Source organism: Achromobacter sp. 1014246743, from assembly GCF_059760725.1.
On sequence record NZ_JCBANA010000009.1, the window covers coordinates 29,784 to 49,186 of the forward strand.

The 19,403-nt window shown below is 66.1% G+C and carries 17 protein-coding genes; 16 read left to right on the plus strand and 1 reads right to left on the minus strand.

Annotation, left to right across the window (positions count from 1 at the left end):
- Position 1 precedes the first annotated feature (1 nt).
- The 16 genes from thpD (at position 2) to AC6LJ2_RS05980 (ending at position 18,490) form a co-directional block, all read left to right on the plus strand.
- Entirely contained in the window at positions 2-925 is a 924-nt protein-coding gene (gene thpD / locus AC6LJ2_RS05905) for an ectoine hydroxylase (RefSeq protein WP_263913713.1), read from the plus strand.
- Positions 926-1,057: 132 nt separating this feature from the next.
- Positions 1,058-1,930, plus strand: coding sequence for an MOSC domain-containing protein (locus AC6LJ2_RS05910; protein WP_498151009.1), 873 nt, complete (start codon positions 1,058-1,060; stop codon positions 1,928-1,930).
- Positions 1,931-2,237: 307 nt separating this feature from the next.
- Positions 2,238-2,606, plus strand: a complete 369-nt coding sequence (gene panD, locus AC6LJ2_RS05915) for an aspartate 1-decarboxylase (protein ID WP_263913715.1) — start codon at positions 2,238-2,240, stop codon at positions 2,604-2,606.
- A 55-nt stretch (positions 2,607-2,661) separates the two neighbouring features.
- Positions 2,662-3,708 (plus strand): CDP-6-deoxy-delta-3,4-glucoseen reductase, encoded by a 1,047-nt coding sequence (locus AC6LJ2_RS05920; protein WP_498151010.1) that lies wholly within the window; start codon positions 2,662-2,664, stop codon positions 3,706-3,708.
- A gap of 203 nt (positions 3,709-3,911) precedes the next feature.
- A complete protein-coding gene (locus tag AC6LJ2_RS05925) occupies positions 3,912-5,168 on the plus strand; it encodes a D-amino acid dehydrogenase (RefSeq protein WP_263913717.1) in 1,257 nt (418 codons plus the stop codon).
- Positions 5,169-5,172: 4 nt separating this feature from the next.
- Positions 5,173-6,513 (plus strand): extracellular solute-binding protein, encoded by a 1,341-nt coding sequence (locus AC6LJ2_RS05930; RefSeq protein ID WP_263913718.1) that lies wholly within the window; start codon positions 5,173-5,175, stop codon positions 6,511-6,513.
- A 149-nt stretch (positions 6,514-6,662) separates the two neighbouring features.
- Positions 6,663-7,481: a TrbG/VirB9 family P-type conjugative transfer protein gene (locus AC6LJ2_RS05935; RefSeq protein ID WP_445658603.1), complete on the plus strand. Its 819-nt coding sequence runs from the start codon at positions 6,663-6,665 to the stop codon at positions 7,479-7,481.
- Positions 7,478-9,067, plus strand: coding sequence for a hypothetical protein (locus tag AC6LJ2_RS05940; RefSeq protein ID WP_263913720.1), 1,590 nt, complete (start codon positions 7,478-7,480; stop codon positions 9,065-9,067). Before AC6LJ2_RS05935 ends, AC6LJ2_RS05940 begins: the two co-directional genes overlap by 4 nt.
- Complete coding sequence (locus AC6LJ2_RS05945; protein WP_498151011.1) at positions 9,067-10,425, plus strand: type IV pilus inner membrane component PilO; 1,359 nt, start codon at positions 9,067-9,069, stop codon at positions 10,423-10,425. The genes AC6LJ2_RS05940 and AC6LJ2_RS05945 overlap by 1 nt, the downstream gene beginning before the upstream one ends.
- Positions 10,412-10,903 carry a hypothetical protein gene (locus AC6LJ2_RS05950; RefSeq protein ID WP_263913722.1) on the plus strand — a complete coding sequence of 164 codons (492 nt, stop codon included), beginning with the start codon at positions 10,412-10,414 and terminating at the stop codon, positions 10,901-10,903. Before AC6LJ2_RS05945 ends, AC6LJ2_RS05950 begins: the two co-directional genes overlap by 14 nt.
- Complete coding sequence (locus AC6LJ2_RS05955) at positions 10,900-12,624, plus strand: ATPase, T2SS/T4P/T4SS family (RefSeq protein WP_498151012.1); 1,725 nt, start codon at positions 10,900-10,902, stop codon at positions 12,622-12,624. Before AC6LJ2_RS05950 ends, AC6LJ2_RS05955 begins: the two co-directional genes overlap by 4 nt.
- Positions 12,617-13,774, plus strand: a complete 1,158-nt coding sequence (locus AC6LJ2_RS05960; protein ID WP_498151013.1) for a hypothetical protein — start codon at positions 12,617-12,619, stop codon at positions 13,772-13,774. Before AC6LJ2_RS05955 ends, AC6LJ2_RS05960 begins: the two co-directional genes overlap by 8 nt.
- 51 nt (positions 13,775-13,825) lie before the next feature.
- Entirely contained in the window at positions 13,826-14,443 is a 618-nt protein-coding gene (locus AC6LJ2_RS05965) for a type 4 pilus major pilin (RefSeq protein ID WP_498151014.1), read from the plus strand.
- A 131-nt stretch (positions 14,444-14,574) separates the two neighbouring features.
- The gene (locus AC6LJ2_RS05970; RefSeq protein WP_498151030.1) at positions 14,575-15,531 is read left to right on the plus strand and encodes a prepilin; all 957 of its coding nucleotides are present in this window, start codon (positions 14,575-14,577) and stop codon (positions 15,529-15,531) included.
- 78 nt (positions 15,532-15,609) lie between these two features.
- Positions 15,610-18,234, plus strand: a complete 2,625-nt coding sequence (alaS, locus tag AC6LJ2_RS05975) for an alanine--tRNA ligase (RefSeq protein WP_498151015.1) — start codon at positions 15,610-15,612, stop codon at positions 18,232-18,234.
- A complete protein-coding gene (locus tag AC6LJ2_RS05980; protein ID WP_263913728.1) occupies positions 18,221-18,490 on the plus strand; it encodes a sulfurtransferase TusA family protein in 270 nt (89 codons plus the stop codon). The genes alaS and AC6LJ2_RS05980 overlap by 14 nt, the downstream gene beginning before the upstream one ends.
- A gap of 66 nt (positions 18,491-18,556) precedes the next feature.
- Here AC6LJ2_RS05980 and AC6LJ2_RS05985 read toward each other — a convergent pair whose 3' ends face one another.
- A complete protein-coding gene (locus tag AC6LJ2_RS05985) occupies positions 18,557-19,138 on the minus strand; it encodes a hypothetical protein (RefSeq protein WP_263913729.1) in 582 nt (193 codons plus the stop codon).
- Positions 19,139-19,403: the final 265 nt, after the last annotated feature.

Consider the following 19,403-nt stretch of genomic DNA (forward strand, 5'->3'; position numbering starts at 1 on the left):
CATGATCTCACCTGCACAGGATCCGTACGCCTCCCGTACGGATCGCAGTTCCGCCATCATTTCCCGCCAGGACCCCGTGGTCTACGGCGACGGCCGCTATGCCAACGCCCTGAGCGGCGAGCAGATCGGCGCTTACGAGCGCGACGGCTTCCTGCTGCTCGAAGACCTGTTCTCGGAAGCCGAGGTGCGCGCACTGTCGGCCGAGGTCGAGCGCATGACGCGCGACCCGTCGATCATCCGTCGCGAAGAATCGATCACCGAGCCCGGCAGCAATGCGGTGCGTTCCATCTTCATGGTGCACGTGCTGAACCCCGTGCTGGCACGCCTGGTGCGTGATCCGCGACTGGTCAACGTGGCCCGCCAGATCCTGGGGTCCGAAGTCTATATTCACCAGTCCCGCGCCAACATGAAGCCTGGCTTCAAGGGCAAGGAGTTCTACTGGCATTCGGATTTCGAGACCTGGCACGTGGAAGACGGCATGCCGTCGATGCGTGCGCTGAGCTGCTCGGTGCTGCTGACCGAGAACAACGACTGCAACGGGCCGCTGATGCTGGTGCCCGGGTCGCACCGCCAGTTCATTTCCTGCGTTGGCGAAACGCCCAATGAGCATTACAAGCAATCGCTCAAGAAGCAGGAGTATGGCGTGCCGGACCCGGTCAGCCTGCAATTGCTGGTCGAGCAGGGCGGTATCCGCTCCATGACCGCCAAGGCCGGTTCGGTGGTGTTTTTCGACTGCAACACCATGCACGGCTCGAACAGCAACATTTCGCCGTGGCCCCGGTCGAACGTGTTCATGGTCTACAACAGCATGGAAAACACGCTGGAGCCGCCCAAGTACGGCCTGACCCCGCGCCCCGAGCACATCGCCACGCGCAAGGCGTTCAAGGCGGTGACGCCCTTGGATGCCCTGAAACTGGTTGGTTGAGGGCCCCCACGCCGCGCGCTTTGCGCTTGCTGCCCCCCGCGGGGGCTTCATTCTCTCAGCCCAGGTCCGCCTGGGCTTTTTTTCGTCCATCCGCTATGCTTTGCCGCTCTTTTCCACGACCGCATTCCTGCCATGTCCGCCCGCATCCTCAGCCTGCATATCTATCCGATCAAATCCTGTGCCGGTATCGATCTGGCCGAGTCGCCGGTGGACCGCGCCGGGCTGGCGCATGACCGCCGCTGGATGGTGATCGGTGCCGACGGCCAGTTCATGACGCAGCGTCAATGGCCTGCCATGGCGTTGATCCGCACCGCGCTCACGGCCGATTCGCTGCGTCTGTCGGCGCCCGGCATGGCGGACCTGGAGGTGCCGTTGGATGGTTCCGGCCTGCAGGCCGGCGTGGAATCGGTGGGCGTCTGGAAGGACTTCATCGACGCACGTCGCGAAGGCGAGGCAGCGGCCGAATGGTGTTCGGCATTCCTCAAGACGCCATGCCGCCTGTACAAGGTGGACGAGGCCGCGGCCCGCCCGGCCAAGGCCGAATGGGTGGACAGGTGGACCGACGGCCACCCGGCCCTGGCCGATACCTTTGGCGGCGATCATTTCTTCGGTTTCGCCGACGGGTTCCCGCTACTGGTGGCCAACCAGGCATCGCTGGACGACCTGAATGCCCGATTGCAGGCCAAGGGCGTGGCGCCGGTGTCGATGGACCGTTTCCGGCCGAATATCGTCGTGCAAGGGGAGTGGGAGGCCTTCGAGGAAGACCACACCGCCATGATCACCGCCGGGCCGGTCAGCATGGCGTTCGTCAAGCCGTGCACCCGCTGCTCGATTCCCGATATCGATCAGCGCACCGCCGTGCAGTACGACGAACCCGGCCGCACGCTGGCGGGTTACCGCAACCTGGATATCGGGGTGGTGTTCGGCCAGAATGCCATCGTCGATGCGCCCGCGGGCGCCCGCCTGAAAGTGGGCGACGGGGTCGAGATCGAACTGGATTTCTGACATCGCGCCGGGCCTGGCCCGGTCGGTTCAGCCCGGTTTTTCCGGGGCCCAGTGCACGCCGGGCGATGGACGTTTTCGGGCCATGACGATGGCCAATGCTGCCATTTTGGATGGCAAATGCCGCCAAGTGGCTTTGGGCGCGGCCAGCAGGGCGTTCCATCGCGGCAAAAATTATAGAATACGGGCTTCCGACGGCAGAAACCGGGTGCCGCGCGGTTCTTGGCCGGCGGAACTACCTGCCCGCAGGCATATTCGCATTCATTGCATCACTTCGCGCGCCGGTACGCGAAACCAGGATATTTCTATCATGCAACGCATCATGCTGCGGGCAAAGCTGCACCGCGTCACGGTCACCGAAGCCGACCTTCACTACGAAGGCTCTTGCGGCATCGACGAAGACCTGCTGGACGCTGCCGGCATGCGCGAGTTCGAACGCATCGAGCTCTACAACATCAACAACGGCGAACGCTTCGACACCTACATCATCAAGGCGGCCCGCGGCAGCGGCGTCATCTCGTTGAACGGCGCCGCCGCGCGCCGTGCCCAGGTCGGCGATCTGATGATCATCTGCACCTACGGGCCGATGTCGGAAGAAGAATCCGCTGGCCACAAGCCGCAGGTCGTGCTGGTGGACGACGCCAACCGCGTCAAGGAAATCCGCAAGTTCCCGGCCTGAGGCCGGGCCGGGCGGAGCGCCAGGCGGCGCTCCGTCAACCCTGATACGTTTCATCATGAGCTTCCAGGTCATCATTCAACCCAGCAAGCATCAATTCCCGGTCGAGCCCGGCCAGACCGTGCTCGACGGCGCCCTGGCCGCGGGCATCGTGCTGCCCTATAGCTGCCGCAACGGCGCCTGCTCCACCTGCAAGGGCAAAGTGGTGTCCGGGGAGTTCGACGCCGGTCAATATCCCGCGCAGATCCTGTCGCCCGAGGAACTGGCCGACGGCTACACGCTGTTCTGTCAGGCGCGGCCTGCCTCCGACCTGGTGGTCGAATCCACCGAGGTTCGCCTGGCCAGCGACATCCAGATCCGCAAGCTGCCGTCTCGCGTGCAGACCATGGAACGCGCTGCGCCCGACGTCACCGTGCTCAAGCTGCAATTGCCCGCATCCGAGCAGTTCCGCTATTACGCCGGCCAGTACATCGAAGTGATCCTTAAGGATGGCCGCCGCCGCAGCTATTCGATGGCCGGCGCGCCGCATACCGGCAGCCCGCTGGAACTGCACATCCGCCACATGCCGGGCGGCTTGTTCACCGACCACGTGTTCGGTGCTGGCGACACGCAGATGAAAGAGCGCGAAATCCTGCGCCTCGAGGGCCCGTTCGGCTCGTTCTTCCTGCGCGAAGACAGCGACAAGCCCATCATCCTGTTGGCCAGCGGCACGGGCTTTGCGCCCGTCAAGGCCATCGTCGAACACATGATTCACAAGAACATCCGCCGCCCCGTCTCGCTGTATTGGGGCGGTCGCCGCCCGCGCGACCTGTACATGGATGCGCTGGCGCAATCGTGGACCGAGGCGCTGCCGGACTTCCGCTACGTGCCGGTGGTGTCCAATGCACTGCAGGAAGACAATTGGACGGGCCGTGACGGCTTTGTCCACGAAGCTGTCCTGCACGACATTGCCGATCTGTCGGGGTACCAGGTGTACGCCTGCGGTGCGCCGCCCATGGTCGACGCCGCCCGGCGCGAATTCAGCGCCCAGCGCGGCCTGCCGCCCGAGGAGTTCTACGCGGACGCCTTCACGTCCGAGGCCGACCTGGCCAAAGCCGCGCCCTGATCCATTCCAGGCGTGCGCAATCAAAAGGGGCGAACCGACGGCCGGTTTCAGGCTGAAGGATTCTGCCCCTTTTTTTGATGTTTTCAGCCGTAGGCGAGGGCGGGGCGTCGGGGTAAACTGCGATGTCACCTTGGCAGCGGCTTGCCGCGGGGCGCGGACATCGTGTCCGCGGATCCAGTGGGTACGCAAGGAGCAATGCGGGCATGAAAGTAGCGGTATTGGGTAGCGGCATCATCGGAATTTCCAGCGCCTGGTGGCTTAGCCAGGCAGGCCACGACGTCGTGGTCATCGACCGCTGCACCGGACCCGCCCAGGAAACCAGCCTTGCCAACGGCGCCCAGATATCGGTGTCCTACGCCGAACCCTGGGCCAATCCGCAGGCGCCCCTGAAATTGCTCAAATGGATGTTCCAGGACGACGCCCCGCTGTTGTTCCGCCCCCAACTGGATTGGCGGCAATGGATGTGGGGCCTGGCCTTTCTGCGTGAATGCCTGCCGGGGCGGCTGGCGCCGAACATCCGTGCCATGGTCCGCATGGCCGAATACAGCCGTGCCACGTTGCGCACCATGCGCGCCGAGCTTGGCATCGAATACGACCACCTCGAGCGCGGCATCCTCAATTTCTACCGTGATCCCCACGAATTCGAAAACTCGCAACGGGCCGCAGGCCTGATGCGCGATTTCGGCGTCGAGCGCCGCGTGGTGTCCACCGATGAGGTCATTGCGATCGAACCGGCCCTGGCACCCCATCGCAATACCATCGTCGGGGGGGATTTCACCCCCGAAGACGAAAGCGGCGACGTTCATCTGTTCACGGTCGCACTGGCCGAGCGCTGCGCGCGAGCCGGCGTCGAATTCCGCTACAGCACCCGCGTCACGCGTCTGATCACCCAAGGCGGCACGGTGCAGGGTGTCGAACTGATCGAGCCCGACGGCCGCTACGGCACCCTTGTTGCCGACGCCTACGTGGTGGCCATGGGCAGTTTCAGCCCGTCGCTGGTGCGTCCGCTGGGCATTCCTTGCAACGTCTACCCGGCCAAGGGCTACTCGGCGACCTTCCCGGTCTTGAAGCCCGATGGCGCGCCGACGGTCAGTCTCACCGACAGCAGCCACAAAGTGGTGTTCTCGCGCCTGGGCGATCGCCTGCGCATGGCGGGCACCGCCGAACTGTCCGGCTATTCCCGCGGCCTGAACACCGGCCGCTGCGAGGCCATGACGCGGCTGGCCCGCGAACTCTTTCCCGACGCGCTCGACTTCGAACGCGTCAGTTATTGGTCGGGCTTGCGCCCGTCCACCCCCTCGAACGTGCCTATCGTCGGCCGCAGCCGTATCCCCAATTTGTATATCAATACTGGACACGGTACTCTCGGTTGGACGATGGGCGTTGGCTCGGGCCGGGCTCTGGCAGACCTGCTCAGCGGACGTCGTCCAGAACCGGAATTCCCTTTTCTTGGTCTATGAACCTATGAAGAAATTGCAATTGGCGGGCGTTGCCCGCGCGATGTTCGCCAGCCGGCGGGCATGGGTGTTTGGCGCCGCCATGGCGGTAGCGGGCGCGGCCAATGCCGCACCCGTCGAGATCCAGGTCTGGCACACGCTGCCCGACGCCAACAAGGCCGAATTCGAAAAGCTGGCCAAGCAGTACAACAAAGAGCAGGACCAGGTCAAAGTGACCCTGCGCGGCTTTGCCTCGCAAGCTGCCCTGCAACAGGAAGCTACCGCGGCGGTCAAGGCCAAGAAGGCCCCGAACCTGGTGCAACTGAACGACAACCATTCGCCGGAAGTCGTGGCCGAGCACAAGGCCATCCTGCCGATGTATGAACTGCTGGCCAAGTACCCCGTCAAGGACCTGAACTGGTTCGTGCCGGCCACCAGCAGCTTCATCCGCGACGGCAAGGGCCGCCTGCTGGCCTTCCCCTGGATGGCCGAAGTGCCGGTGATGTTCTACAACACCGCCGCCTACAAGAAGGCCGGCCTCGATCCCAACAAGCCCGCGCGCACCTGGACCGCCCTGCAAGGCGAACTGCTCAAGCTGCGCGATGTGGCGGACCTGGATTGTCCCTACGCCTCCAGCGACCAGGTATCGATCCACCTGGAAAACCTGGCGCCTGTGAACAACCAGCAGTTCACCAGCAACAACAACGGCCTGGATGCGATCACCAAGAAGAGCGCGGCGCCTGCCATGCAATTCGACACGCTCTACATGCGCCACATCTCGCTGATGGTCAGCTGGAAGCGTTCGCTGCTGTTCATGGCCCACACGGCCGACAGCAGCGCCGACAAGCTCTTTGCCAAGGGCGAATGCGCGGTCCTGACCGGCAATTCGGGCTCGTTTGGCCAGTTCCTGACCACCAAGGGCCTGTCGTTCGGCGTGGCGCCGCTGCCTTACTACGACCAGGCCACCCAGACCGGCGGCCAGCCGTTCGTGAGCGGTTCGGCGCTGTGGGCGCTTGAAGGCCGTCCGCAAGCCGAAGAAAAGGCCACCGCGCAGTTCCTGGCCTGGCTGTCCAAGCCCGTCATCGCGGCGGAATGGCACCAGCGCACCGGCTATCTGCCGCTGACCGAAGCCGCGTTCCGCGCGTCCGACGTGTCGTTCTACAAGAGCATCCCGGGCGCCCAAGCCGTGGTGGCTTCGATGAGCACGCGTCCGGCCGCCAACAGCCGCGGTTTCCGCATGGCCAACTATGACCGCATCGAACCCGTGTTCAACCAGCAGCTCAACGACGCGCTGGAAGGCAAGACCCCACCGGTCTCGGCCCTGAACAACGCCGCCAACCAGGCCCGCAGCATCGCGACGCAGCGTTAAACGCCACGCCTGCAAGGCCAGGAAGCCCGGTTTTCGAACCGGGCTTTTTTTCGCCCTGCGTACATGCCAGTCTGTTGCGGCGCCTGGCCTTGCGACACCATGTCTTCACCGCGATCCGCTTCCGGTTCGCCTTTTGCTTGCGGTGAGGCATGGTTCGAATACTCTTTCTGGCGGCGAGCTTGTCAGGCTTGGCAGGCTGCACGATGCCCCTGGCCAAACGGCCGGCGGGCACCTCCTGGCAGGCCTCGGGACCGGCCGAGCAGGGCTTTCGCTTTGACTGGCACTTGTCAGGCGACCCCGCCGTCGCGCCGATGCAGGTGTTTGACGACGGCCGGGAAACCTGGCTGCAGTTTGCGCCGGGTCAGGCGCTGCCGGCGATCTTCGGAGTGGGTCCCGAAGGCGAGCGCGCCTTGCCCTATGTGCGTCGCGAACCCTATGTCGTGCTGGCGGGCGGTTGGCGTGCCCTGGCTTTCCGCGGCGGCCGATTGGCGGCCCGCGCGCAGCGCGGGCAGGATGCCGCCGCGCTCGCGCCCGCAGCCCCCACGACAGCCTTAGCCGCAGTTCCGGCAGCGCAGGCCGGGGCGGGTCCGCTGGCGCCGCTGCACGAGTCCGGCGCCGTTGCTGTCCAACCTGTCTCCAGCACGCCAACGGCTCCGCAAGCGCCACCTCCTGTCGAGCTGTTCCGGGCGGCGCCGCCTGACGCGACCTTGCGCGCGGTGCTGGTGCGCTGGGCTGACATGGCGGGCTGGACCTTCCAGCCGCAACATTGGGCGGTCGATGTCGACATCCCGTTGGCGGCCTCGGCGGACTTCCCGGGCGATTTCAAGTCCGCAGTACGCGGGCTCCTCGGCGCTACCGAATTGGCTGAAAAGCCGTTGCAGCCGTGTTTCTACGGCAATCGGGTGCTGCGTGTCGTGCCCCTCGCTCAATCCTGCACGCGGCTGACCGCGACGCCGGGGGCCGCATGAATCTTCGCCATGCCATTGTCCTGGTGCTGTTCGGCCAGCTTGCCGGCTGCGCGCTGACCGAGCAGGTTGCCGCCCTGCGCCAGGCTGCCGAACGCAAGCAGGCCGACGCCACTTCCCGGCATCAGACCTTTGCCGACAGCCTCACCGATCGAAACGCCCGACAGGCCGCCCAGGATGTCGCCACACCCTGGCTGGCGGGCAAGCCCCAGCCGCTGGCGCGCGAGGTCTCCCTGCCGCCGGCCTTGCGCGAGAACGTGCAGACCACGCTGATGCTGGCCGACGACGCTGACCTGTCCACGCTGGCGCAGCGCTTGGCCACTGCCACGGGCATGCCGGTGCGCGTCAGGCCCGATGCGTTGCTGCCGCTGGACCTGTTCCTGCCGCGCCTGGCGGTCAACGGCGCTCTGGCCACGCCTGCTGCGCAACGCTTCGAGGTCCGTGCCGGTTCGCAGCCGCTGGCCGATCTGCTTGATGCGGTGGCGGCTCGCTATTCGGTGCATTGGCGTTACGAACATAACGCCCTGGAGTTCTATCGCACCGATACGCGGGTGTTTGATTTGCGTGCGCTGTCCTTGGCCAGCAAGGTGGATGTGCGGCTGGGACGCGCAGGGCGGGCCGAAGCGGAAGGCTTCGAAAACACCTCCAGCACATCGCTGTCCGGCGGCGAGCACAAGGCACTGGCGATCCTGCGCGCGCAGGCCCAGGCGTTCCTGACCCGTTCGGGCGTCATCGCCGATGCGGTCGAAGGCGAAACCGCGCTGGTCATCACTGATACGCCCGAGGCATTGGAACGGGTAGGCCGCTTCTTCGAGCGCGAAAACAAGGCGTTGACGCGGCGGGTCCGGATCGTGTTCGAGGAAATCACCGTGATTTCCCGCGACACGGCATCAGGGGGCATCGATTGGAGCGCCGTCTATGCCGCGGCCGGGGGAGCGGCACGGCTGGCAATGCCGGCGGTGCCGGCTGCGGCCTCCGGTGCACTCGAGGTGGCGGCGGGGCGTGGGCCTTTCGATGCGTCCAAGGCCATCCTGTCGGCGCTGAGCACCACGGGGGCGGTCGTGCGGCATAGCAGGGTGCCCGTCCTGACCCTCAATCGCCGGCCCGTTACCCACGCCGTGCGAACCACGTTCTCGTATATCGACCGGGTGCAGAGTACGGCGGTACCGGGCATGACGGCAGACGGCGCCAACAGTTCATTGCCTGCCGTGTCCATCAGCCAAAAGGAAGAAACCGTTGGTTCGTTTCTGACCTTGGTGCCCGACGTCCAGGACGACGGCCAGATCCTGCTGTCCGTCGCCTACGACAACGCGGTGGCTCAACCCCTGAAGACCGTCACCTTCGGCGAGCGGGGCAACCAGGTCCAGGTGCAGCAGATCACCGTGGATGGCAACGGCACGGTGCAGCAGATAGAACTGCGACCGGGCCAGCCCGTCATCGTCTCCGGGTTTGACCGTAGCCAGGATCAGCATGATCGCCAGCGCCTGGCGCCGGGGCTGCCGTTGGCGACAGGCGGCCAGGATAGTGCCGCCACCGAACGCGTGACGACGCTGATCCTGATTACGGCCCAGGTCGAAGAGGGGTTCTGATGCGCCCATTTTCCGGCACCTCCGGTGTGAATCGAGCGCCGCAATATCTTCTTGTCGAATGCCCTGGCACAGATCGCGGGCTGGCGTTCGGTCTGCGGTGGCACGCGTTGATCGGCTCCGATGTGGCATCGTTGGCCCGCGCGCGCGGCCGCCGCCTGCGAGCCACGCATTATGTAGTGGCCGGATCGCCTGCCACCGTGGCGGGGTATGGTCGGGGCACGCTGCACGGTGCGCGGCGCTGGCGCCGTGCGGGCGCCGTGGTCGCCGCGTCACGCCAATTGGCGGCGGCTCAATTGTTTGCGTTGCGCTACCCCGATGGGGGGCATAGCCTGGTGCCTCTGCCGACCGGGCAGCACTGGTTGGTGGCGGCGCACGGCGGCACCGTGCTGTCGCAGGCAGACCGCCTGTTCGATTCTCATGACGAGGCGCTACGCGAACACGCGCGGCTGATGAGTGCTCGGCCTGACCTGGCTGGCCGCGATGCGCGTGAAGTCTACGCCGCGCTGTTGGAGGCGGTCGATCCCGTCGCCCAGCTGTCCGTGCTGCCGTCGCGGTGGAACACGTTGCCCGGCGTGCTGCGCTGGTTTCTCGCCTGCCTGGCGCTGTCGGTGGTGGCGCCTGCATTGTGGCGCCAGTTCGTCGCGCCGCCTTCGCGCACCGAGGCGCCTGTGTCCCGGCCACAGGAGGCCGCCGATGTCGCTCGCCGGGTGCGACACGCCGTGCTGAGCGCCATTCCCGCGCATGGCGCCACGGAAATTGCACGGTTGCTGACGTCAGTCGCGAAAGTGCCGATCGAGGTCCAGGGCTGGGCCCTGCGGCGTGCGCAGTGCGATGCGCTTGCCGAGCGCTGGTCCTGCCGTGCCAGCTACACCCGAGTGCATCCGCTGGCCACCAACCAGGGCCTGTTCGCAAGGTTGCCGCGCGGTTGGCATGTGTCGTTCAGCCCGCTCGAAGATGCCTCGCTGTCCTGGCAGGTGGTTTCGGATGTCCAGGACTTGGCCCACCAGACACTGCCGACGTCCCTGCAGGTCGATACGGGGGCGGCGGTGATCCTGCAGCAATTGCGGCCGGCGTTCACCTCGATTGTCATGTCACCCGCGGTGGTGGCATTGCCAGCGGCGGCCAGTGTCGCCGCTGCGGCCGCGGGGCCGGATGCGCCGGCCGTGCCGACACCCGACATACGTGCGCGGGCGCTCACGCTGAATGGACCCTTGCGGTCCTTTGCCTTGTTGCCGGGCCGGCTTGGCGTGGCACGTTGGTCCCGGCTGGCCGTGAATATCCAGCCTCAACTCCGGTCCAGTCTCAACGCAAGCACGCTGGTCGCCGAATTGCAGGGAGTCCTATATGAACAGCATTAGCATCCGGCAACTGTCCAGCGGCGTCCTGTCGCTACGGCGTGGGGTGGTCCTGGTCGGCAGCGCCATCCTGGTGGCCGGGGCCAGGGCGCAACCGGCCGTCGAACCTGCCGACCCGCAGGCCTGGCCGGAAGCGGATACCGTCCGCACCCTGCTGCGCGCGGACGCTGCCGCCGCGCTGGCCGATTGCCGGGTGCCGGGCATTTGTCCTGTGAAGGCAATGGCAGTGCCGCAGACGACCCGCTCAGTACCCGACGACATACGCGTATCGGCCATCTTCGGGGTGGCCCGGCGCTTGCAGGTGGAGCTGATCGTCAACGGCGCCTTGCTGCGCTACCAGGCGGGCCGGGCCGCGCCGGTAGCGGGGGCAACGGTCTCTCAGGCGTATCAATTGATCGCGGTAGAAGACAGTTGCGTGCGGCTGCGCCGCGATGACCGTGATGTCCGTGCCTGCCTGGACATGGGGAGCCCCGCGCCATGAATTCGCCATCCGCCTCCTCCGGCGCCCTGGGGGCCGCCTTGTGCTCGCTGAACGCGCCCGAAGACATCGCACGTCTCGATCCCGCCTTCTCGCGGGCGCTCGGCCGCGAGTTCGATCTCGCCGCCATGGCGGGGCGTCTTTGTCCGGTGCTGTTCGAAAACGGCGATGTCGCCATCTTCGCGGTCAAGGAGTTCTGTGTCGGCGACGCGATCGATGAGGTGGAGCGCATGGTGCGGGCGCAGGGTTACCGGCTCGCCAAGCCGTCGCGCTATCTGCTGCCGGCGGCATTGCTGCTCATGGTCGCGCGCGGCCAGCTTACCGCCCACGGCCTGTCCCGTCGCAGTGGTCCCCGGCAGGCTGCTCGCACGTCCGCGCTGGCGGCATTGTTCCTGGATATCGTCGGGTGGGGCGTGGGCCAGGGGGCCAGCGATGTGCATATCAACATCAACCAGCGACGCGAGGGGTGCGAGGTCCGCTACACCATCCACGGGGAATACGTCGTTGCCGAACGGTTCGCCGGACTGTCCAACGCCACCTTGCTCGAAGTGCTGGCGGTGGCATGGATGGATGTCCGCGGGGGCAATGGCGCGGTGTTCGATCCTGCGCTCGAGCAACAGGGGCGCATCGCGCTGGAATTGGCCGGCGTCCCCGTGGTGCTGCGGTGGGCGTCGCTGGCCACCGATGCGGGGCCCTCGGTATGCCTGCGCATACTGCGGCTGGATGCCACGGGCGGCAGCGATCTGCGCGCGCTCGGCTATCTTCCGGGCCAGGTGGCCACGTTGCTCGGCGCGCGCGAGCGCGAGGGCGGGGCCATCGTGCTGGCCGGTGTGGTCGGGGCCGGCAAGTCCACCACGCTTGCTGCGCTCATGCGCGGCATTGCCCCGACCCGCAAAGTCATCACGCTGGAAGATCCGGTCGAATACGTCATCGGCAATGCGCTGCAGAACAGCCTGGGTGGCTCCCTGACCGCATCCGGCTGGCCGGCATTCGATGCCAAGCTCAAGACCATCAAGCGTTCAGCCTTGAACGATCTGCTCATTGGCGAAATACGCGACGTCGACACCGGGCGCGCCTTCATGGACCTGGCCAGTTCGGGCATCAGCCTGTACGCCACGACGCACGCCGGGTCGGCGGCGATGATTCCGGAGCGCCTCGCCTCGGATGCCATCGGCGTTTCGCGCGAGTTGCTGGCCGCGCCCGGCATCCTCAAACTGCTGGTCTACCAGACCCTGTTGCCCAGGTTGTGCCCGGCCTGCGCCTGGCCCGCGGCGCAACTCTGGGGGACAGCGCAGCGGCGTCATGCTCCGCACGAAGCCGAGCATTGGCGGGTCTGGATGGCGGCACTCGAGCGGACCTTCCTGCTGGACGTGGCCGCACTCAAGGTGCGTAATCCGGACGGCTGCGCCGAGTGCCGTCGGCCGCAGATGCCCGAACTCAACGGCACGATCGGCCGCAGCGTGGCGGCGGAAATGATCGAACCTGAACACGCCGCAGGCTTCCTGGACTGTGTGCGCAAGCGGGATTACGCGCCGCTGCGTCCCCCGGCAAGACCCTTGCCGGACGCTTCCTGGCGTGACGAGGCCACTCGGGGCGCCAAGGCACTCAACAGTGCCCTGTTCAAGGCAGCCCAGGGTGAGGTGGACCCCCGGGCCTTGCTGCGTCGTTTCGACCTGGGCTTGTGCCAGGCGGCCGCGGTCGCGCCGGAGACCACCCATGGCTGAGCTCGTGCCGCAGGCGGTCTCCTGGCACCGCCGCTTCCACGCCGGCCTGGGGCTGCGATGGGATGCCTGGCGCTTCTTGCCGCACCGTGCCGATTACTACGAGTACCTCGCCGACCTGATCGATGGCCTGCAGGGCCGCCGGACCTTGCGCGATCTGTTCGAGGACGACGCGCGTCGCTATGGGCCTGGCTCGTCGCGCGGCCGCCTGTCGCAGTACTGGGCTGCGGCCTATCAAGACGTCGGCGGAGACCTGGGGGCGGCCTGGCAGGGCACCTTGCCCACGTCGGAATGCCTGCTGCTGGCCTGTGTGCAGCAAGAGGGCGGCGATCTTGCCGCCGCGTTGCGCGATCTTGCCGCCGCGTTGCGCGATCTGGCGCGAGCGGCCAGGCTGGCTGCCGAGGCGCGTTTTGCCCTTGTGTCCACGGCGGCCGCCGGCGTGGTCGCCGCTGCCGTGGCGCTCGCCATGCTTTGCGCGATTCCGCTGTTCACCGCGCCGCGCCTGCAGCAGGTATTCCAGGCGTTGCCGGCCGAAGACTACGGCCGGCAGACCCGGGCCTTGTTCGCATTGGCGGCGGCTGCTCGCCATTGGTTGGTGCCTTGGCTGGTCATGGTGGCGGGCCTCGGAGGGCTGACCCTGTGGTCGTTGCCCCATTACACCGGCGCCGCCCGGGCCTGGCTGGACAGGCGATTGATCTGGCGTCTGCACCGGGATTTCCACGCCATCCGGTTTCTTTCCTTGCTGGCGGTGCTGGTGCGCCAGCATGGCGCTGCCGATACGCGGCTTCGGCGCGCGCTCACCGTACAGGGGCGTGGCGCGCCCGCGTGGCTGGCCATGCACCTGGAACGCATGCTGATGCGTATCGATGGCGGTGCCACCGATGCCCAGATCTTCGATACGGGCCTGCTGGACCCCGAAACCTGGTGGTTCATGGCGGACATGATGGGGGCGTTGGGCATGGAAGCGGGCCTTGAACGCGTCCGGCTCCGGGTCGAAACACGGTTGCTGGCGCGGGTGCGGCTGCAGGCCGCCGTGCTGCGTTGGGCATTGCTGATCGGCTCGGTCGCCACGGCTTTGGGCATCACGTTGTGGCATTACGCGGTCATAGACGAATTGCGCCTGGCGCTCACGAATTTCTACGCCAGCCGCTGATTGCGGCCAGGCTCATTGCGGTAGCGGTTTTTTTTCACCATGGAGAGGCGAATGGAACAGTGCAGGGCAGGCATCGCGGGCGGCGGGCGCGAGCAAGGGTTTTCGTTGGTGGAGGTGTCCATCGTCACGGCGATCGTCCTATTGATCGCCATTGTCGGCATCCCGGCCATCGGCAGTTACGTCATCGAAAACAAGGTACCCAAGGTAGCCGAGGAGTTGCAGCGCTTCATCGTCAGCATGCGGGTCAACGCACAGGGCGGCGGCATCACGCCCTATGCCGGGCTGGATACGGGCGCCATGGCCAATATGCTGCGCGATTCCAGCGTGTTGTCGGTGCAGGGCACGGGCGCCTCGGCTCGCATCGCACACGGCCTGGGGGGAAGCGGAACGGGCAGCAGCGGGGTCGTCCGGGTCGCTGCGGCGTCGCTGGACGGTGCGGGGGTAGGGGCGGCGTTCACGGTCACCTTGAACAACGTCAGCAATGCGGCTTGCCCGGCGTTGGCCTCCGTATTGCAGCGCGTGTCCGAGGTCATTTCGATCGAGGGCGACAACGGCTCCGGCGTGGTCAAGAATGCCCTGGCCGTGCCCGCCATTCCCTACCGCGCGGCGTTGGCCCAGACCCGCTGCAGCCAGGGTGACACCAACACATTCGTGTTCACCGCCAAATGAACAGGTACGCGAAGTCCGGGGGCACAGGGTGCGGGCACCATCGCAGGCCTGGCGGGAACGCCGGGCAAACGTCGGCGGGGCAGGGCGGATTCTCCCTGCTTGAATTGGCCCTGGCGTTGGCATTGACGGCCATGATCGCGATCTGGGCATCCAGCCAGGTGGCACACCGCATCGAGGACTCCGCCGCACGCGCCACCGGTGTCTGGCTGGCCCAGGTGCGAGCCGCGATGGAGCAGACGCTGTTGCGACATTTCGACGCCTGGGCCGCGGGTCAGGTGCCGACGGCAGGGGACGGGTCTGCCCTGTTCGCTGATTCCTTGGCGCCGACGCTTGATGAACTGCGCCGGGTCGGCGCGTTGCCGGCCGGTTTCCCCGCGCAGTCAGCTCTGGCCTTTGGCGTACAGGTCCGGATCGTGCGCACGGCGACGTGCCCCGGGCAACCTTGCCGTCTCGATGCCCTGGTCTTTGCCGACCGGCCATTATTGAAATCGGGGACGCAATATCCCGACCTGGCTGCCATCGCGGTGGTGATCGAGTCCGCGGGCGGCTATGGCGGCGCGGTGTGGCCAACGGCGCCCGCCGCGTTGCGGGGCACCGCTTTCAACTTCGACAACCCCGCCGCACCGGGTGCACCGACCTATCCGCCGGGTACCGTCGTGTCGTGGGCGGGCCTGGAACGTTCCGAGGCAGACAAATACGTCAAACTGCGTGACGCCCGGGATCCGGACCTGCAGGGCAACCTGACGGTTGCCGGTCGGCTGCGAGGGGGCGAATACCTGGAATTGCAGGGGCAGGCACGCCTGGGCCAGGACTGCCACGGGGTGCCCGCGGGCATTGCCCGTGCGCAATCCGGAGAACTGCTGAGTTGCCAGGCAGGGCTGTGGCAGCAGGCCAGTGGGGGTGATTTTGGCGGCGCATTCAGCCTTAACCATCCCCGAGGGTGCGTCCAGCAAAGCGGTGAATCCACGGCCAACCCGCGCACGGGCGCCTGCAGTTGTCCGCCGGGGTACTCGGCAGTGCTGGTGTCGGCGGGGGGCGTCTGGGATGCCGAGGTGGGCTGGACCATGGGGTACGTCTGCATGCGCTGAGGGCAGGCGGGCCTGGCAGCGCAAGCCGCCGACTACCCTCTATAATCAACGATTCGCCTAAATCCTGCTTCATCCAAGATGAAATCCTCCGAGATTCGCCAGCAGTTCCTGCAATTCTTCAAGTCCAAGGGACACACCATCGTTCCTTCGTCGTCGCTCGTGCCGGGCAACGATCCGACCCTGCTCTTTACCAATTCGGGCATGGTCCAGTTCAAGGACGTGTTCACAGGCAAGGAATCGCGGTCGTATACGCGGGCCACGTCGTCGCAGCGCAGCGTGCGCGCGGGCGGCAAGCACAACGACCTGGAGAACGTGGGCTACACCGCCCGCCACCATACGTTCTTCGAAATGCTGGGCAATTTCAGCTTCGGCGACTACTTCAAGCGCGACGCCATCCAGTACGCCTGGGAGCTGCTCACGCAGGTCTACAAGCTGCCCGCTGAAAAGCTCTGGGTCACCGTCTACCAGGAAGACGACGAAGCCTACGACATCTGGGTCAAGGAAGTCGGCGTGCCGGCCGAGCGCATCATCCGCATCGGCGACAACAAGGGCGCCCGCTATGCCTCGGACAACTTCTGGCAGATGGCCGACACCGGTCCCTGCGGTCCCTGCTCGGAAATCTTCTACGACCACGGTCCCGACATCTGGGGCGGCCCCCCGGGATCGCCCGAAGAAGACGGCGACCGCTACATCGAAATCTGGAACCTGGTGTTCATGCAGTTCGAGCGCGATGCCGCCGGCAACATGCCGCGCCTGCCGCGTCCCTGTGTCGACACCGGGATGGGCCTGGAACGCATTGCCGCCGTGCTGCAGGGTGTGCACTCCAACTACGAAATCGACCTGTTCCAGCACCTGATTGCCGCCGCCGCTCGCGAAACGGGCGTCAAGGATCTGGAAAACAATTCGCTCAAGGTCATCGCCGACCACATCCGCGCCTGCTCGTTCCTGATCGTCGACGGCGTGATCCCCAGCAACGAAGGTCGCGGCTACGTGCTGCGCCGCATCGTGCGCCGTGCGCTGCGTCACGGCTACAAGCTGGGCCAGACCAAGCCGTTCTTCTATCGTTTGGTGCCCGACCTGGTCGCCGAAATGGGCGAAGCCTACCCCGAGCTGGCCGCCACGGCCGAGCGCGTGGCGCAGGTGCTCAAGCAGGAAGAAGAGCGTTTCGGCGAAACCCTCGAACACGGCATGCGCATCCTGGACACCGCCCTGGCCAACGTGCCCAAGGGTGGCCAACTGGATGGCACCACGCTGTTCACGCTGTACGACACCTACGGCTTCCCGGTGGACCTCACCGCCGACATCTGCCGCGAGCGCGAGGTCGATGTCGACATGGCCGGCTTCGAAGTCGCCATGGAACGCCAGCGCGATCAGGCGCGCGCTGCCGGCAAATTCAAGATGGCCGAAGGCCTCAGCTACGAGGGCGCCGAAACGCGCTTCGAGGGCTACGAAAAGCTCGAGCTCGACAACGTCAAGGTTACCGCCCTGTACGTCGATGGCACCCAGGTCAAGCAGGTCCAGGCTGGCCAAAGCGCCGTCGTGGTGCTGGATGCCACCCCGTTCTACGCCGAGTCCGGCGGCCAGGTGGGCGACACCGGCCTGCTCGAAGCTGCGGGCGTACGCTTTGCGGTCGCCGACACCCTGAAGATCCAATCCGGCGTGTTCGGTCATCACGGCACCCTCGAAGAGGGCACGCTGTCGGTGGGCGATACCCTGTTGGCGCGCGTGGACGCGGTGCGCCGCGCCCGCACCGTGCGCAACCACTCCGCCACCCACCTGATGCACAAGGCCTTGCGCCAGGTGCTGGGCGCCCATGTGCAGCAGCGTGGCTCGCTGGTCGATCCCGACAAGACGCGTTTCGACTTCGCGCAAGATGCTCCCCTGACTGCCGAGCAGATCGCGCGCGTCGAAGCCATCGTCAACGCCGAAGTCCTGGCCAACCAGCCCACCGTGGCCCAGGTCATGGCCTACGACGACGCGGTCAAGGGCGGCGCCATGGCGCTGTTCGGCGAAAAATACGGCGACACGGTGCGCGTGCTTGATATCGGCTTCTCGCGCGAACTGTGCGGCGGCACCCACGTCAGCCGCACCGGCGACATCGGCCTGTTCAAGATCGTGTCCGAAGGCGGCGTGGCTGCCGGCGTGCGCCGTATCGAGGCCATCACGGGCGACAACGCCCTGGCCTGGGTGCAGAACCAGAATGCCTTGCTGACCCAGGTGGCCGGCATGCTGCGCAGCACGCCCGCCGACCTGCCGGCCCGCATCGCCCAGGTGCAGGATCAGGTCAAGCAGCTCGAAAAAGACCTCGAGCAATCGCGCAACAAGCTGGCTGCCAGCGCCGGCAACGACCTGGCCAGCAGCGCCGCGGTCGAGGTCAAGGGCATCAAGGTCCTGGCCGCAGGCATCGGCGATGTCGATCCCAAGGCCCTGCGTGGCATGGTCGACAACCTGAAAGACCGCCTCAAGCCAGCGGTCGTGCTGCTTGCCACCGGCTCGGCCGATGGCAAGATCAGCGTGGTGGGCGGCGTGACCGCCGACCTGACCGACCGCATCAAGGCCGGCGACCTGGTCGGCTTTGTCGCCAGCCAGGTGGGCGGCAAGGGCGGCGGCCGCCCCGACATGGCCATGGGCGGCGGCACCGACATCGCGGCCCTGCCGGCCGCGATCGCCAGCGTGCAGAAGTGGGTCGATGAGCGTCTCTGACATGGTTGCCGAATCCGGCGCACAGGCGCTGTCCTTCGACCAGGATGTGGATGCCAGCGGGCTGACCTGCCCGCTGCCCATCCTGCGTGCCAAGAAGGCCTTGGCGCAGATGGAGAGCGGTCAGGTGCTGCGCGTCATCACCACCGACCGCAACGCCATCCGCGACTTCCAGGCCTTTTGTCGCCAGACAGGCAATGCGCTGGTTGCGCAGCACGAAACCGACGGCCGCGGCGTGCACTATTTGCGGCGCCGTTAGGCATGTTGCGTCCCTAATAAAAAGGCCAGCCTGCGAAGGCTGGCCTTTTTATTGGCGGGCAACGGCCTACTTGTGGATCGCCGCTGCCACGGCCTGGGTAATGGTGAAGTCCACCAGGTCGCCTTCCTTCAGTTGCGCCAGGCGGGCCTGCATGGCGGGGTCTTGGACCTGGATGGTGCGAAGGCCGCCCTGCGGGCCTTTCAGCGTGACCAGGTTGGCGCTTTTATTGATATGCCAGATCTCGGCCGTGATGCGGGTTTGTCGGCCGGCCGCGCCACCGGGCTTGGCGCCCTTGGCGCTGCGGGTGGCGGCTGTGTCGGTGACCACTTCAGGGGCGCCCGAACCGGCGGGGCGCACGTCGACGGCCACCGATTCGTAGTAATCCAGTGTCAGCGTGTCGCCCGGCTTGATCTGCTTGAAGTTGCGCACGTCCGGTCCGGCCTGGACATCGACGACATTGCCGTTGGCGCCTTGCAGCGTGATGGTCCGGGTGGCGGGGTCTACCGCCGTGACTTTGCCTGTGGCGGTGGTCAGCGCCGCGCCGAGCACCCGGGCCGACGCCGCCAGCGGCATCGCCAGCATGCCCGCCAGCAAACCTGTCAAAGCCAGCCGTGCGACAGGGGTGAAGACAGCTTTACGGTTCTTCATGTTGCACCCTCCGGAAGAGGAAGTTTGAGGGAAACGCCGATTTCTGCAATCAGGTATATTCTTCAAACGCGCTGACAGGCAGCACAGGGGTGCCCGACGGGCTACACTCTGTCTGCGGCGGGCTCCGGCCCGTATTTAGGGATTTCTAGAATACCCGCATGTGGTGTTTTAGAACACAAATCCCGCGCGACTCCCGATTTTTCAGCACCTGCATTTGCCAGCCGGCTTCTTTAAGTGCTAGAATTTCCCGTTTTTCACAACTAAT

Excerpts from the sequence above, each read along its gene's own strand:
- thpD (WP_263913713.1), top strand. The coding sequence starts at position 2 with ATGATCTCACCTGCACAGGATCCGTACGCCTCCCGTACGGATCGCAGT.
- AC6LJ2_RS05910 (WP_498151009.1), top strand. The coding sequence starts at position 1,058 with ATGTCCGCCCGCATCCTCAGCCTGCATATCTATCCGATCAAATCCTGT.
- panD (WP_263913715.1), top strand. The coding sequence starts at position 2,238 with ATGCAACGCATCATGCTGCGGGCAAAGCTGCACCGCGTCACGGTCACC.
- AC6LJ2_RS05920 (WP_498151010.1), top strand. The coding sequence starts at position 2,662 with ATGAGCTTCCAGGTCATCATTCAACCCAGCAAGCATCAATTCCCGGTC.
- AC6LJ2_RS05925 (WP_263913717.1), top strand. The coding sequence starts at position 3,912 with ATGAAAGTAGCGGTATTGGGTAGCGGCATCATCGGAATTTCCAGCGCC.
- AC6LJ2_RS05930 (WP_263913718.1), top strand. The coding sequence starts at position 5,173 with ATGAAGAAATTGCAATTGGCGGGCGTTGCCCGCGCGATGTTCGCCAGC.
- AC6LJ2_RS05935 (WP_445658603.1), top strand. The coding sequence starts at position 6,663 with ATGGTTCGAATACTCTTTCTGGCGGCGAGCTTGTCAGGCTTGGCAGGC.
- AC6LJ2_RS05940 (WP_263913720.1), top strand. The coding sequence starts at position 7,478 with ATGAATCTTCGCCATGCCATTGTCCTGGTGCTGTTCGGCCAGCTTGCC.
- AC6LJ2_RS05945 (WP_498151011.1), top strand. The coding sequence starts at position 9,067 with ATGCGCCCATTTTCCGGCACCTCCGGTGTGAATCGAGCGCCGCAATAT.
- AC6LJ2_RS05950 (WP_263913722.1), top strand. The coding sequence starts at position 10,412 with ATGAACAGCATTAGCATCCGGCAACTGTCCAGCGGCGTCCTGTCGCTA.
- AC6LJ2_RS05955 (WP_498151012.1), top strand. The coding sequence starts at position 10,900 with ATGAATTCGCCATCCGCCTCCTCCGGCGCCCTGGGGGCCGCCTTGTGC.
- AC6LJ2_RS05960 (WP_498151013.1), top strand. The coding sequence starts at position 12,617 with ATGGCTGAGCTCGTGCCGCAGGCGGTCTCCTGGCACCGCCGCTTCCAC.
- AC6LJ2_RS05965 (WP_498151014.1), top strand. The coding sequence starts at position 13,826 with ATGGAACAGTGCAGGGCAGGCATCGCGGGCGGCGGGCGCGAGCAAGGG.
- AC6LJ2_RS05970 (WP_498151030.1), top strand. The coding sequence starts at position 14,575 with ATGATCGCGATCTGGGCATCCAGCCAGGTGGCACACCGCATCGAGGAC.
- alaS (WP_498151015.1), top strand. The coding sequence starts at position 15,610 with ATGAAATCCTCCGAGATTCGCCAGCAGTTCCTGCAATTCTTCAAGTCC.
- AC6LJ2_RS05980 (WP_263913728.1), top strand. The coding sequence starts at position 18,221 with ATGAGCGTCTCTGACATGGTTGCCGAATCCGGCGCACAGGCGCTGTCC.
- AC6LJ2_RS05985 (WP_263913729.1), bottom strand. The coding sequence starts at position 19,138 with ATGAAGAACCGTAAAGCTGTCTTCACCCCTGTCGCACGGCTGGCTTTG.